Genomic DNA, 15,330 nt, shown 5'->3' with positions numbered 1-15,330 from the left:
GGTATAGTGTATAATATAAAGCAATGAAAAATTTATCACTATTTACAGACTTTTACGAACTCTCAATGATGAATGCTTACTTCACGAAAAATATCAATCCAAAATCCAAATTTGAAATGTTTTTCAGAAAAACACCATTTAAAAATGGATACATAATTTTAGCAGGAATACACACATTAATTAATATTCTAAAAGAATTACATTTCAGAAAAGAAGAGATTGAATATTTAGAGAGTCTAGAATATTTTGACAAAAAATTTTTAGAATACTTAAAAACACTTAAATTAAATATAAAAATAAGCTCAATAGAAGAAGGAAGAATCGTTTTCCCACATGAACCCATATTAATCATTGAAGGCAATTTAATTGAACTCTTACTCATAGAAGGACTGGTATTAAATACAATAAATTTTGAAAGCCTAATTGCAACTAAAACAGCAAGAATTAAAGAAGCCGGAGCTACAAATTTAGCGGAATTTGGTCTTAGAAGAGCTCAAGGAATTAATGGTGCACTCTCAGCAAGTAAAGCTGCTTATATAGGAGGTGCTGACTTTACAAGCAATGTACTTGCAGGATATAAATACAATATTCCCGTAACTGGCACAATGGCTCACAGCTGGGTAATGAGTTTTAAAAGTGAAGAAGAAGCTTTTTGGGAATACGCTAAAATATATCCAAACAATGTAAGTTTACTAATTGACACTTATGATACACTTAACAGCGGTCTTAAGAATGCAATAAAAATTTTTAAAGCACTAAAAAACAAAGGACACAAAAATTTTTCTGTTAGAATTGACAGTGGCGATCTTGAATACTTAAGCAAAGAAGCTAGAAAAATACTTAATGAGAATGAACTATTTGAGGTAAAAATTATTATATCAAATGAACTTGATGAGGATATTATTATGTATTTAAACTCAATTCATGCTCCCATCGACTGCTGGGGAGTTGGGACTAATCTAGTTACTGCAAAAGGAGAACCCAATCTTTCAGGAGTATACAAAATGATATCAATTCAACAAAACGGTAAGTTTATTCCTAAAATGAAAATATCAAATAACGTTGACAAAGCAACACTACCCTCCCAAAAAGGGGTTGTCAGAATATACTCAGATGCACAAATGATTTTTGATCTAATTTTTTTAAAAGAAGAAGAGGAGGAAATAAAAGAAATGCTAAACTTAAAAAAGAAATTTACAATTTTTCACCCTATACAAGATAATATATTCAAAGAAATAAAAACATATGAAAGTTTCGAATTTTTAATACATACAGTTTTTGAAAACAGTAAAATTTGTCAAAACGCAAAGTCAAGTCTAGCACATATAAGAGAAAGGGTTCAAAGCGACCTTAAAAAAATTGATCATACATACAAAAGGCTCATAAATCCACACATATACAAAGTAAGCATTACAGAAAAATTAAAAAACTTAAAGAACAAACTCACTAAAGAAAACAAAATACGATAACACTATGTACAAGATATACAAAACAAACAAAGTAAGTAAAATTTACAATAAAATTAAAGAGCTAACTCAAAATGATGACATATTTAAAAAAGAAACTATTATCCTTTTAAAAAGGAACATTCTAGGCGAAGAAATTAAGAAATATCTAGCAACCCTGAATGAAGTTTCATATAACCTTAATATAAAACAAAACATAATGAAAACGATATATAACCTTTCAATAGAAAACCACAATATAAAAAATTTCTTAGAAAATAATACTTTGCTACTTTACTCAGAAACAGAAAAATTTATCCTGTATCACATATTAAAAGACAATAAAATAAAAGATATCAGGAAATTTAAATCAACAAAAAATAGATATATCTTTGCATCAAAGATAATAACTTTATTTCATAAATACTACTCCAAATTTTCAAATCTAATTGATCATTGGAGACAAAATGAACTTTTATTTGAAGACAAGAATAAAATCCACTACGAATCCATGCAAAAGGAAATGTTTGAAAAACTATTTGAAAATCAAATCAACATTCTTGATTTACATAAAAAAATAGAACAAGAAATAACAGATACTCGGCAAAGCATTGAAACAAAGAAAATAATAATCATTGGAGAGACTAGAGAAATTGACAGAAAAATTTTACACTGCTTGCAAAAAATTTTCGACATTACAGTATACGAATTAATACTTGAAGACATAACTCAAATCAAATCTAGCCTCATAGACGAACTCGTACCATTAAAAATCAAAAAATGCAACTCAAAGATACAAATAGAACAAGAAATTGACATCCAATTATTTGAAGAAAAAAATTTCTTAGCAAGTTTTAAAAACAATATCATAAAAGGGACTCCTCTATTAAACTTAGATAATAGTTTTAAAATAATAGAGGCAAAAACAAAAAAACGAGAGGTAGAAATTCTAGTAAACAATATTTTACATTCAACACAAAATAATAATTTAAAAATAAATGATATTGTAATAACTTGCCTACCAAAAGATATGGACATGTACTTACCATACATAGAAGAATTTTTAAATAAACACGAACTCGAGTTTACCATTCTAAATTCCAAAGATGTCTCAAAAAGTAAAAGCGTAATAGCACTAAAGCAATTAATGAAACTCTTCATTTCAACCAAGGGAACGATTAGTAATTTTAACAGAAAAGAAATAATTGAATTTTTAAGCAACACAAAAGTAATGAATAAATTCAACATCTCAATAAGTGAATTAGAATACCTAATAAAATTTAGTGACGCAGTGAATATTAATTTTGGAATGAATGATATTCATAAAGAAAACTTATCTTATGATAAGAACTTTTTAAATTCGTGGGAAGATGGTTTTAACAGATTTCTCACATCTGCAATTTTTAATTGCAAATATGAATGCAATAATTGCCAAGAAAGTATAAGCTTTCAAGATCCAGATTCAATAATCAGATTAATAAGCATAATAAAAAGCCTATATGAAGATATAATGTACTTTAAAGAACAAGAATATACAATATATGAATGGGCAGAAATAATGGATATCTTCATAGATAAATATATTAAACTTGAAGATAACAATAAAATTGATGAATATATAAATACAAGAATACAATACCTTAAAAATTTTTCAAAAGACTTTAATGAAAATCTTCACAAAGATTACATGGCAAAAATTAAAGACAGAAAAGTTGATTTTACGCTCTTTAAAGTAATGCTTGAGGAGAGCATAGAACAAAAAGCATATCAAATAAGTAATCAAAATACAGGCATACTTGTTGCAAGCTCTGATAAAATCGAATATTTACAAAAATCTGAAATCCATTTCTTAGGAAGTCATCAATTAAACGCAAGCATTCATTTTGATAACATGGATTTACTCAATGAATATTATGACTATATCAATCTGGAGCAAGATAACATTTCAAATTTAATTAAGATAATCTTTGCAGCATCAAACAAGTTCTATCTCTATTACTCACTAAGCGAATCTCTAAATCCAGATATCAATAAACCTAAAGTAATAAATAAAATAGTAAATTATATAAGAGACATGGGACTGGATCTAAAAATTGAAATACACCCAAATGAAAATTACGATTTTGAATACTTCAAATACGAAAAAGCCAATTACCTAATCAACTATGACACAGAAGCTTTTAATATTGCAAAATCACTACAAAAAGGCAAACATCCACACTTTAAACAGAAAAGACTCAAATTAAAAAAACAAATCACACTAGGAATAGAAGATATCAATAAAGCCATAACTAATCCATACAAATACTTTTACGAAGATATATTAAATGTACACATCAAAGACATAAGCCAAATTAGTGAAATTAAAGAAAAACAAGAAGAGCAAATTATTGACATTGAGAATTTTAATTATAAATTAATGAATAATTTCATACCAATACATGAATGCATAAAAGATGAACCCAATGAACACATAGCAGACAGAATAGATAACATTATTGAAAATCAAATTCAAAGAGGAATAATTCCCATAAACATCAAGAAAGAAACCATAAAAGAAGAATTTATAGTAAAGCTCAATGAAATTAAAAGTAATATTACTGCAAGTTTCCAAGAATTCTTCAAAATGCAGGAAACTGATATTATATTAAATAAAAGCATACCCATTAACTTCGAAGGCGAAACATTAGAATTTAAATTAAATGGAAAACTTAAAAACATATATAAGATAGATAATCGATATTATTACGTCAATTTAGAAAAAAAAGATTATGGCCAAGACAAAATTATTAAAAAAATAAACCTATATATAATAGGACTAATGTTAAAAAGTGCAATTGAAAACATAGATTCAATTCAAGAAATAAGAATAACTTATGAGACTTCTAAATTATCCCTTGGGAATCAATATACAAATGAAGAAATAAACTCCATAGATCTTGAAAATCTACTAAAACAAATAGCATATATTTCAAGCTATCCTACTCCCATTTATAAAGATTTAATACAAAAAAGTCTAATTAAAATAAAAGATATAAACGAATTTCGGGAAGTACTAAAAACACAAATCAGATATCCGCAAAAAAGCATTAGTATTAACAAATCCATGGAATTTATTCTTCAACAAAGAGATATAACATGGTGTCCATATTACAACAGATTTAAAGATACTCACGATTTAAATATAGACGACACCTTAGAAAAATTACTTCAGGATTTTTATGCTAAATTCATTAAGGTGCAAAGTTAATCACATGAAAGAAATAATAGATAAAATCAAATACAACGAAAAAATATTAATTGAGGCTTCAGCAGGAACTGGAAAGACCTACACACTTGAGCATACTATTACAAACTTACTCGTAGATAAAATGTACTCTCCAAGCGAGATCTTAGTACTAACATTCACAAAAAAAGCAACAGAAGAGATGCATATTAGAATATTAAAATCAATTGAGAATGCATATCAAAATTCAAAAACAGATAAATCCTTAAAAACCATTTATGAACAATCAAATAAAATCTTTATCTCAACTATAAACAAATTCGCACTATATGCTCTAAACAATTTTCAAATCGAAACAGAAAATTTTTCCAAATACAGTGTAAAAGAAAATTTTACATCAGAAATAGACGAAATAGTTTATGAATTTTTAAGAAAATCGGATTCATTAAAAAAAGAATTTGAAATCAAAGATGATGAATTTGAAATCTTTAAGTCTAAATTCAAAAATACAAAAGACATGACTCAATATATAAGACAAGGATATAAAAGAGACAAGACACAAGAACTTGGAAATTGGATAGAAACCCAAACGATTTTTAACCAAATGCTCACAAATAAGGATAAATTAATTGACAAGTACAACTTAATAGTTGAAGCATTAAACGAAATGACTATGGAAGAAAAGCGAACTTTCCTAAATAAACATAACCAAGGAATTAAAATATCAGAAATCAAATATAGTCATGAACAAGACATCATAAAAATAACAGACATACTTACAAACAACAAATTTTTCTGTAAAATAATAGAATCTAATCTTAAGAAAAATGTTACTCTTCTACCTAAGGAACTAAAAATACAAACAGCTTTAAGAGAACTTAGCCATGAAACAAATACAGATAAAGAAGATAAAAGCACACTTAGAAGATTTATTAACCTAAAAGTCGAATATAAAATACTTAAATACATAGAAAGAGAACTTGCAACTACCATTAATGCAGCAAATGCAATAGACCAAAAACAAATAATGCTAAACTTAAAAAAACACTTGGAATCTCATGATAACAGGCTATTAAATTCAATAAAAAACAGATATAAAATAATATTAATAGATGAAGCACAGGATTTAGATCTAATACAAATAGAAATATTTGAATTACTAAGCTCTTGTGGCATAAAACTAGTATTTATAGCTGATCCTAAGCAAATAATTTATACATTTAGAAATGCTGATATATCATTTTACAACCAAAATATAAAAGATAAAATAAAGGATGATGCAAGAATAACATTACTAACAAATTACAGATCAAATAAAAAATTAGTTGAACCTTTAAATATTATGTTTGATAACATCTATAATAAAACACGCACAGATGAAATCGAACAAATAGAATTTACCAAATCAACAACAGATCCTAAGAATGACGAAAATAAAATTTTTGTAAATGAACAAGAAATAGAAGCAATAAACATAATAGAAACTGAAGAAGATGAAAGTATCTTACAAAAAACAGCACTAACAATAAAATATTTACTAACAAACGGCAAAATTTATGATAATAATAAACTTAGGCAAATTAAAGAATCAGACATAAAAGTGCTTTGCAGGACAAGCAAGGAAGTAGATCTCATAGACAGAAAACTTAAAAATCAAGATATAAAAACGAATAAACTCGCAGAATCATTTTTTAAAACGAAAGAATTCAACTTAATATTTTACCTCATAAAATGTTTAGACAGAAAACAAAACTTTCAAACTCTAAACTATGTCTTAGTTAGCAAACTAATAAACCTTCCGTGGGAATTATACCTAAGTTTACTTGAAGAGAATGGAATAAAGCACATAGAAGAAGCTATTATTGACATAATATATTTACTTGAAAATCAAGAAATAACATTAATAGAGGCAATAGACGAAATCATATCAAAGAAAGATTTATGGCTCAATTTGGCAAAAAATTTTCGTAATACTACCTTCACTGAATTTGCACAATCAAAAAAAAGCTACAGGGAAATCCTAATAAATGAGGGAAAATTTGAGGAACTTAAGAACTATGAAACAAGCCTAGATTTTATTTCTAAAATTTACTATGAAGATAAAAACATAGAATCATTAATATCTACTCTAGAAGACCTAATACTCAATAAAGATATTGAACAAGATGAAGACAAAATCACTACTGGGGATAATCAAGCCATAGAAATACTGACAATACATAAATCAAAAGGACTAAGTATTAATATCGTATTCTTAATAGGTGATACTCAAAACAACGATAACCTCCTTAAAAAATCGGATACATTTTATAAATTTTACTCAAAAAACAAAATAGAATATGACTTTTTAAAATTAAAAGAAAATCAACAATTTGCGAAAAATAAGATTTTAAATGAAGAGAAAAACATTTTTTATGTAGGAACAACACGATCTAGATTTGCACTATTTATTATTAATCAAGGTGCAACAATAAATAAAATGTTAGAGCTAGCAGAAATAAAAACAATTGAAAAAATAAACCTAGACTTTAATGTATACAATCTGATTAAGACTAACCAATTCAATAAATTAGATAAAACCGATAACAAAGAGATAAAATTAATCCCCCCAAAACCAATAAATAAACACCTATTTAGAAAAGAATATACACACAGCTATACAAGTCTTGCAGCAATCCAGAAGTCCATCTACCATACAAATCAAGAAACAAGAAATGATGAGACTTTCAAGAATGATGCTACTTGTTCTGGGGAGACACTCCCAAGGGGCAAAGATATTGGTAATATTTTACATGCCATAATGCAAGACATAAATTTTAGCGGCGCAAAAGATAGTTTTGACAATTTTCAAAAAATCAATACTGATCTTATACAGAAAAAAATAGAATATTTTAATTCAAACCTAAATACACCCAAGTTACAAGAAATGCTAATAAAGATGATTTATAACATATTAAATACAAAAATTAGATTTATTGACGCAAGACTGTGTGATATCCAAGAATTGCAAAAAGAAATGGAATTTTTAATCAAAATAGATACAAAAATTTATGAACAAAAGTCTCTCTTTAAGGACCACAACAAGTTGGATTTAATATTAAATGACGGATACATAAAGGGAATTATTGATCTTATATTTAAGATAAATAATAAAGTATATATTCTAGACTATAAAACAAATTATCTTGGAGAAAATTTAAAAGATTATAACTTAACAAACTTAAAGAAGAAGATGAAACAAGAACAGTATGACTTACAATATAAAATCTACACACTTGGAATAAAAAAAATACTCTTTAAGAATATAGAAGAATATAACAAACATTTCGGGGGAGTAATATATCTCTTTACAAGAGCATTTCAAAAAAATATTAAAGAACAATCTAAAACACAAAATGGGATTTATTCCACCGTGCCAAATTTTAAAGAATTAGATTTAGAACAAATATATTTGCAATTAAAATATTAAAAGGAAAATATGAGAAATTATTTAGTCTTAAGAGAATTTTTAAAAGATCACAAGAGAAATTATTTAAATCCAGAACTCAAAATTTATGAAATAATTGAAATTTTAAACATAAACATAGAAAATTACTACAAATCACATTTACTTATAAGAAAAATAAAAAATGAAACGTGCGAAGAACTTACTATTTTTCTAATATTTCTATTTAATTATCTCTCTAAAGGACATTTAAGAGCTAATATTGATTTACTAATAAAAGATATTCAAAACACGATCAAATGTGCTTTCCTTGAATTAGAAGAAGAGGATCGATTTTATCAAAAATCAATAAACATACTAGAAGAACTTGAAAAATTTACAAAATCAATCAAAATACACGAAATGATCTTATCTTTAAAAGAAAATAATATAATGAAAGATTTTAATAAAGATGAAAAAATCACAACTCCTTTAATATTAGAAAATAATATTTATATCTATACTCAAAAAAATTTTAGAGAAGAAGAAGAGCTAATAAAAAAAATAGAACAAAGACTTAAAGATAACAAAAGTGAGATAAACGATCAAAGAATACAAAATATAATGGCCAAATTAAACACCAAGGATCTAAGTGAAGAACAAATCAATTCAATTAAGAAATCTTTAAAAAGTAATTTCTTTATACTCAGTGGTGGTCCGGGGACAGGCAAAACAACAACTATCAATTATATTTTAAAAGCAATTGATATTCACTTAAACGTCAAGCAAAAGGTAGCACTTGTAGCACCAACTGGAAAAGCAAGCCAAAAACTAAAATCAAGTCTAAAAGAACCATTTCAAAATCTTGAAACAAGATATAGCACAGTACAAAAATTATTAAAAATGTCATTCATCAGTAAAGACAATAAATATGATGAGGCTAACCCTCTAGAATTTGAAATAATAATAATTGATGAAGCATCTATGATAGATGCAAGTACTTTCTTAAAATTGTTAAAGGCAGTTAATACAAGCACAAAACTAATAATAACAGGGGATAAAAACCAGCTCCCATCAATAGCTGGAGGAAATGTATATTCAAGTCTTACAGCAATAAAAGAAATAAGAAATGAAAATGTAGAAATACTTAAAAAAAATTTCAGAAGTAACGATGAGATAAATTTATTAGCTGATGCAATATATAAAGAAGATACAGACCTAATCGATACTCGACTTAATGCCAACAAAAATATAATTCTAAAGGATATAAACAAAGTAAATATTGAAAACGAATTATTAAATCACATAAAAAATTTATACAAAAATATCTCTAATTTCGAACTCAGCTCACTAAACGACAAAGGAATTGAATCAATAATTAATGCCCTGCTTAACAACGTCATTTTATGTTCGAGAAATTTTGGAAAATTTGGAACAAAAAGAATAAATGAAATAATAAAATTATATTTGAAAAAAATCTATGGCAATTTAATTGGGCAAATAATTTTAATTACTCAAAATGACTATAAAAATGATCTATTTAATGGAGAAAGGGGCATCCTCTTTAGAGAAAATTCAAAAATTTACGCATTATTTAAAAAAGAAGATGAAAAATATAAAAAAATAAATTTTAATTTAATAAACAAATTTGAACTTAGTTTTGCAACAACAATACATAAAAGCCAAGGCTCTGAATATCAACATGTACAAATAATAATAGAAGATCATCCATTCTTAACTAAAGAACTACTCTACACTGCAATAACAAGGGCTAAAGAAAGCATAGAAATAATATCAAATAAAGATATCATTAAAAATGTTAGTCTAAAAACAATAAAGAGAGATTCAAAAATATTAGAGCACATAGATGCATTAAAATAAATTGACAAACAAAAAGAAAAACAATATAATCTTAAAGTATTGTATTTGGGGGTGTAGTTCAGATGGTTAGAACGCCTGCCTGTCACGCAGGAGGTCGCGGGTTCGAATCCCGTCGCTCCCGATAGTATTTTTAAAGCCATAAATTTTTACTAAATTTACTTTATTTCCATTTAATATGAATCGAAAAGGCATATAAACCAAAAGAAAAACATATCAATCACAAATCTATATTCAAACTATCACTAAAACTACCCTTAAGGTAGAATTATAAAATCAAAATTTTTAAAAATTCCACTAAAATAAAAAACTCATTTATATTTACAAATGTTTAAATTACCCTAAAGAAAGCTATTCAAGTTTTATTTTACCAAGAATATCCTTAACATCATCAAGACTACAAAGTTGTCCTCTAAGTGCTGTAGCAGTACCTGCTGCAACTCCAAATTTAAAAGAATCACAAAGAGAATTCCCATTTTGATATGCATATACAAATCCTGCAACGACAGAATCCCCTGCCCCAATAGTGCTTAAAGAATTAATTTGCGGAACACTAGCTACATAAGCATCTTTATTATTGATAAAAATAGCCCCCTTACTACCCATTGAGACTATAATATTTTGTACACCCCTTTCTATAAGCTCACATCCAGCATTAATTAAATCCTTATTAGAAATCAAATTCATACCCAAAAGTTCCTTAAGTTCATTAACATTTGGCTTTATTAAAAAAGGTTTAAGTTCTATAATCTCTTGCAAGGCAGGCCCGCTAGTATCAATAATTAACTTAACATTACTTGATAGACTTTTAGCTATCTCATTATAAGCACGACACCCAAGCGAGCTTGGAATACTCCCAGACATGATTAACACATCTTTATCTAATTTTTTTAATTTTAAAATCAAAGACTTAAAATCACTCTCAAGAATTGCAGGTGAATTCCCATTAATTTCTGTTTCTTTTTCTTCCGACATCATTTTAATATTGATTCTAGTATTGTCAACTATACGAATAAAATCATGCTTTATTCCCATCAAATCAAAATGGGTCTTTATATAATCACCCGTAAATCCACCCAAAAATCCAAAAGCAACACTTTCCGTTTCAAAATTCTTAAGTACATTACTTACATTTATTCCCTTCCCACCAGCAAAAAAATTACTCTTAACAACACGATTAAGACACCCTTTTTGAAACCCGTTTATAACTATTTTATAATCAATAGCAGGATTAAGAGTAAGCGTATATACCAAACCAATCTCCTTTATAATTAAGTAAAATCATTAAATAATCAAATATATAACAATTATATGTTACAATTAACATATATATTATACCTATTATAATATGGATACTACAGTATAGCAAGGAGTCTCCTATGCAAGATTTATTTTCTAAAAAATTAGTATTATTAAATTATGAAGCAAAAAGTAAAGATGATGTGATTGAAAAAATGGCCGACATGCTCAACGAAAATGGATATCTGAACAACAAAGAAAATTTTATAACAGATATTAAAAAACGAGAAGAAATAAGCGGAACAGGTCTTGAAGAATATATTGCAATGCCACATGCAAAAGGTAATTTTGTTGCAAAACATGGAATAGCTATATTAAGAATTACAGGGGATGGATTTGATTTTGATGCTTCCGATTTGAAGCTGTCAAGATTATTTTTTATGATAGCTGTTCCTGCAAACACAACAGGTGATACTCATATTAAAACAATATCTTATCTTAATAATATATTTAACAATGAAATTTTAAGACAGGAAATTATGAGTACAAATGATATAAATAGATTTTTAGAAATTCTTTTAAATAGCAACACAGATGTAATAACAAATGAAACTAGTTCTAAGAATTTCATTCTAGCAGTAACCGCCTGCCCCACGGGAATTGCCCATACATATATGGCAGCTGAAAGCCTAAAACGAGCAGCAGCTGAACTAAATGTAGAACTCAAAGTAGAAACTAATGGCTCTAGTGGAATTGATAATCTAATAGAAGAAGAGGAGATAAAAAGAGCAAAAGGCATAATTATTGCAGCAGGAAAAACTGTTGATAAAGAAAGATTTAATGGTAAACCACTAATTGAAGTTGGTGTAAAAGATGGTATACACAGGGCAAAAGAACTCATTCAAAACATTCTCGATAACAAAGCAAAAATTTATAAAAGCAAAACAGTAAAAGGAGAAACCAAAACAAATAAAAAAACAGGTGGTGCATATAAACACTTAATGAACGGTGTCTCCTTTATGCTTCCATTCGTAGTATCTGGGGGAATAATTATTGCAATATCATTTATGTTTGGCATCAAAGCTTTTGATCCAAACGATCCAAGCTATAATCAAATAGCAGATATTCTAATGCAAATTGGCGGTGGTAATGCTTTCTTCCTAATGATTCCAATACTTGCTGGGTATATTTCATTCAGCATAGCAGAACGTCCCGGACTTGCACCTGGAATGATTACAGGATTAATGATGAGTAAAGGAAATGCAGGTTTCTTGGGAGGCATCCTAGCAGGATTTATTGCAGGATACGTAACCTTAGCAATAAAATCAATAAGTAAAAAAATAATACCATCAAACATAAGTAGCATTAATCCCGTTTTAACCTACCCATTTTTCTCAGTACTAATATCAGGTGTTCTGACATATTTCTTACTAGCACCAATTGCATATATTAATATATCAATAACAAATATGTTAAACTCACTAAGCGGAACAAACATGGCACTACTGGGTGCACTGCTTGGTGGCATGATGGCAATAGACATGGGCGGTCCTGTAAACAAAGCCGCTTATGCATTTGGAATTGCAATGATAACTGCTGGGAATTATATTCCCCATGCAAGCGTAATGGCAGGGGGAATGATTCCTCCACTTGGAGTCGCACTTGCAACTAGCATTTTTAAAAATAAGTTCTCACAAGAAGAACACGAAGCCGGTAAAGTTTGTTACGTTCTAGGTGCATGTTTCATAACAGAAGGAGTAATTCCTTTAGCAGCCGCAGACCCTTTAAAAGTAATACCTGCTTGCATAATAGGTTCATCCATCGGAGGTTTTATGTCTGCATTATTTGAAGTAAAACTTATGGCTCCACACGGCGGTATTTTTATACTTCCAATAATAACTAACCCATTAATGTGGATAATATCTATTCTAGTGGGAACTTTAATAACAGGCCTATTAATAGGATTTATCAAAAGAGATAAGAAGTAATTCTTATCTCTTAAATAATATTTACATAAAACCTAATAAACCAATCTCAATTTTATTGGTCTCTCAAGACTTAAAGCTCTAATCATACCTAGTTTAAGTTCTAAACTATTTAGGTTAAGCTGTTTAAATCCAAATTGCTCTTGAATTGTCCTTGAAGTTTTGATTTTAACTGTAATATCAGAATTATCAATAAGATCACTTGCATGTGACGTAAAGTCTGATAAGAAATAAACTAATGCATCCTTATATTCCTTCTCAGACATTGGTATTTCTTCTGAAGGCAAGAGTGCTGCAAGAGCATCACTTACATCTTCCTTATTTTCATTAATGACCTTGGTAACATTTTTTAAATTAATATCCATATCAAGAATATTTTTCCCATTCTTGTTTTCTACCTTAAATATAGGCATTGTCTCCTCTTTAAGATAATCCTTTAAAACCTTAACCAAATTATCAAATTGAGCAACCAACTTAAGAGAATCGCCATTTGACTTAATACTTAAGAGTTTTAAACCTAATTTTTTTCCTTCATCACTAAAATATTTCTCTATTTTATCAATAGGGAAAAGGGGCATTTTAGCTATTTCTGCTCCTACAAGAGTTGCTACAAGTTCTTTTCTGATCCTTTCAAACTCTTTATTAACATTCAATATCAATGAAACTGTTCCACTAGCATCATCCTGTAAATTAATCTCTGAAACTGTAGTACAAGCAATAAATATTAAAGGCACAAGCATAAATTTATAAAATTTATCCATTTAACAATCTCCTTAACATATACACAAACATATATACATGTACTAGCTATTATAATAAAATATTAAGTACTAAAACAATGAAACTATAGGAGAACAAAAAAATGCATGACCACACACTAGATATATCACATTTCCAGAACCTATTAGATAAAAGCTTAACAGCATATCATCTAGTAAACTATATTGAACAAAAACTAGTATATTATCTTAATGCAAAAGAATTAAAACTTGATGATAAATGGACATTAGAAACAGGATATTATTATGTAAAAAAGGAAGGAACAAGTCTTATTGCATTTAACATTAACACCAATAAAATACATGAACCATTTCTAATAGCAGCAGCACACTCTGACAGCCCTGGACTGAAACTTAAAATAGAATCTAGCAAACACAAATGTAATGTATTCTCTCACCACATCGAGGTTTATGGTGGCCCAATAATTTCAACCTGGACTGACAGAGATTTAAGCTTAGCAGGAGTTGTATACTTTAACAAAGATGGAAGAATTAACTCAGAATTAATAACAATTGAAAATATCGGAATCATACCAAATGTCGCTATTCACTTAAACCGAAAGGCAAATGAAGGATTTGCATATGATACTCATGAGAACATTATGATCATCACAAGTTTTAAAAAAAGCATTAAAGAAAAAATTATAGAAAAACTACAAATATCTGAACAAGATTTCTTGTCATGCGACTTAATATTCACAGCATCTGAACCTGCTAAAATTATAGGTAGCGAGGGCGAATTTTTAGCATCCAAAAACCTCGATAACAAATCAGGATGTCATGCCATCATGAATGCATTTGTTCATACAAATAACAATAAAAATAAAGTGGCTGTATTTTTTGATAATGAAGAGATTGGATCTGCAACTTCCAGAGGAGCTGATTCAAAACTATTAACAGAAATCTTAGAAAGAATTAATCATGTTTTAAATCTAGGAAAAGAAGAACACTTAATTAAACTAAACAAATCATTCAATATCTCAATGGACGGTGCACATGGAACTCATCCAGGCTACATATGTAAACATGATCCAAATTATCAAATAAGCCTAGGAAAAGGCGTCACTATTAAAAGCAATGCTAATTTTAAATATGCAACAACAGCAAGTGGATGTGCAAAACTTAAAGCTTTAGCTATGAAAAATAACATTAAAATTCAAGAAATAATAATGAAAGCAAATACTAATTCCGGAACCACAATTGGTCCAATTGCAAACTCCCAAACAGGAATTGAAACCATAGACATTGGAACCCCAATGTGGGGAATGCACTCTTTAAGAGAAACTATCGCAATCTCAGATCATATAGAAGCAATAAAACTTCTCAGAGCATTTTTTGAAAATTGGAATTAAAA

8 protein-coding genes and 1 tRNA gene are annotated in these 15,330 nt (G+C 28.1%); 7 read left to right on the top strand and 2 right to left on the bottom strand.

The annotated features are described in order from the left end of the window. The first annotated feature begins 23 nt into the window (after window positions 1-23). The 5 genes from bhYOR_RS03210 to bhYOR_RS03190 all read left to right on the top strand — a co-directional run bounded on the left by bhYOR_RS03210 (window position 24) and on the right by bhYOR_RS03190 (window position 10,097). A complete protein-coding gene (locus bhYOR_RS03210; protein ID WP_025434104.1) occupies window positions 24-1,469 on the top strand; it encodes a nicotinate phosphoribosyltransferase in 1,446 nt (481 codons plus the stop codon). 4 nt (window positions 1,470-1,473) lie between these two features. Then, a complete protein-coding gene (locus bhYOR_RS03205) occupies window positions 1,474-4,695 on the top strand; it encodes an exodeoxyribonuclease V subunit gamma (protein WP_025399940.1) in 3,222 nt (1,073 codons plus the stop codon). Window positions 4,696-4,699: 4 nt separating this feature from the next. Then, window positions 4,700-8,140 carry an exodeoxyribonuclease V subunit beta gene (gene recB, locus bhYOR_RS03200; RefSeq protein WP_025399939.1) on the top strand — a complete coding sequence of 1,147 codons (3,441 nt, stop codon included), beginning with the start codon at window positions 4,700-4,702 and terminating at the stop codon, window positions 8,138-8,140. A gap of 9 nt (window positions 8,141-8,149) precedes the next feature. Further along, complete coding sequence (gene recD, locus bhYOR_RS03195; protein ID WP_247088205.1) at window positions 8,150-9,976, top strand: exodeoxyribonuclease V subunit alpha; 1,827 nt, start codon at window positions 8,150-8,152, stop codon at window positions 9,974-9,976. 47 nt (window positions 9,977-10,023) lie between these two features. Next, window positions 10,024-10,097: transfer RNA gene (locus tag bhYOR_RS03190), tRNA-Asp, on the top strand. Between the two features lie 227 nt (window positions 10,098-10,324). Here the strand turns inward: bhYOR_RS03190 and pfkB are convergent. Continuing rightward, entirely contained in the window at window positions 10,325-11,227 is a 903-nt protein-coding gene (gene pfkB / locus bhYOR_RS03185) for a 1-phosphofructokinase (protein ID WP_025399937.1), read from the bottom strand. 125 nt (window positions 11,228-11,352) lie between these two features. Between pfkB and bhYOR_RS03180 the strand changes: the two genes are divergently transcribed. Further along, a complete protein-coding gene (locus bhYOR_RS03180; RefSeq protein WP_025399936.1) occupies window positions 11,353-13,200 on the top strand; it encodes a fructose-specific PTS transporter subunit EIIC in 1,848 nt (615 codons plus the stop codon). A 32-nt stretch (window positions 13,201-13,232) separates the two neighbouring features. On the opposite strand, the gene bhYOR_RS03175 is transcribed toward bhYOR_RS03180, so the two are convergent. Continuing rightward, window positions 13,233-13,958, bottom strand: coding sequence for a hypothetical protein (locus bhYOR_RS03175; RefSeq protein ID WP_025399935.1), 726 nt, complete (start codon window positions 13,956-13,958; stop codon window positions 13,233-13,235). Between the two features lie 101 nt (window positions 13,959-14,059). Between bhYOR_RS03175 and bhYOR_RS03170 the strand changes: the two genes are divergently transcribed. Beyond that, window positions 14,060-15,328, top strand: coding sequence for a M18 family aminopeptidase (locus bhYOR_RS03170; RefSeq protein ID WP_025399934.1), 1,269 nt, complete (start codon window positions 14,060-14,062; stop codon window positions 15,326-15,328). Window positions 15,329-15,330 lie beyond the last annotated feature (2 nt).

Origin of the sequence: Borrelia nietonii YOR (assembly GCF_023035795.1) — a bacterium.
Lineage (GTDB): Bacteria > Spirochaetota > Spirochaetia > Borreliales > Borreliaceae > Borrelia > Borrelia hermsii.
The sequence above is the reverse complement of the archived record's forward strand: the minus strand, read 5'-3'. Positions and strand labels throughout refer to the sequence as shown.

Coding starts and splice junctions, on each gene's coding strand:
- bhYOR_RS03205 (WP_025399940.1), top strand. CDS start 1,474: ATGTACAAGATATACAAAACAAACAAAGTAAGTAAAATTTACAATAAA.
- recD (WP_247088205.1), top strand. CDS start 8,150: ATGAGAAATTATTTAGTCTTAAGAGAATTTTTAAAAGATCACAAGAGA.
- bhYOR_RS03210 (WP_025434104.1), top strand. CDS start 24: ATGAAAAATTTATCACTATTTACAGACTTTTACGAACTCTCAATGATG.
- bhYOR_RS03170 (WP_025399934.1), top strand. CDS start 14,060: ATGCATGACCACACACTAGATATATCACATTTCCAGAACCTATTAGAT.
- bhYOR_RS03180 (WP_025399936.1), top strand. CDS start 11,353: ATGCAAGATTTATTTTCTAAAAAATTAGTATTATTAAATTATGAAGCA.
- recB (WP_025399939.1), top strand. CDS start 4,700: ATGAAAGAAATAATAGATAAAATCAAATACAACGAAAAAATATTAATT.
- bhYOR_RS03175 (WP_025399935.1), bottom strand. CDS start 13,958: ATGGATAAATTTTATAAATTTATGCTTGTGCCTTTAATATTTATTGCT.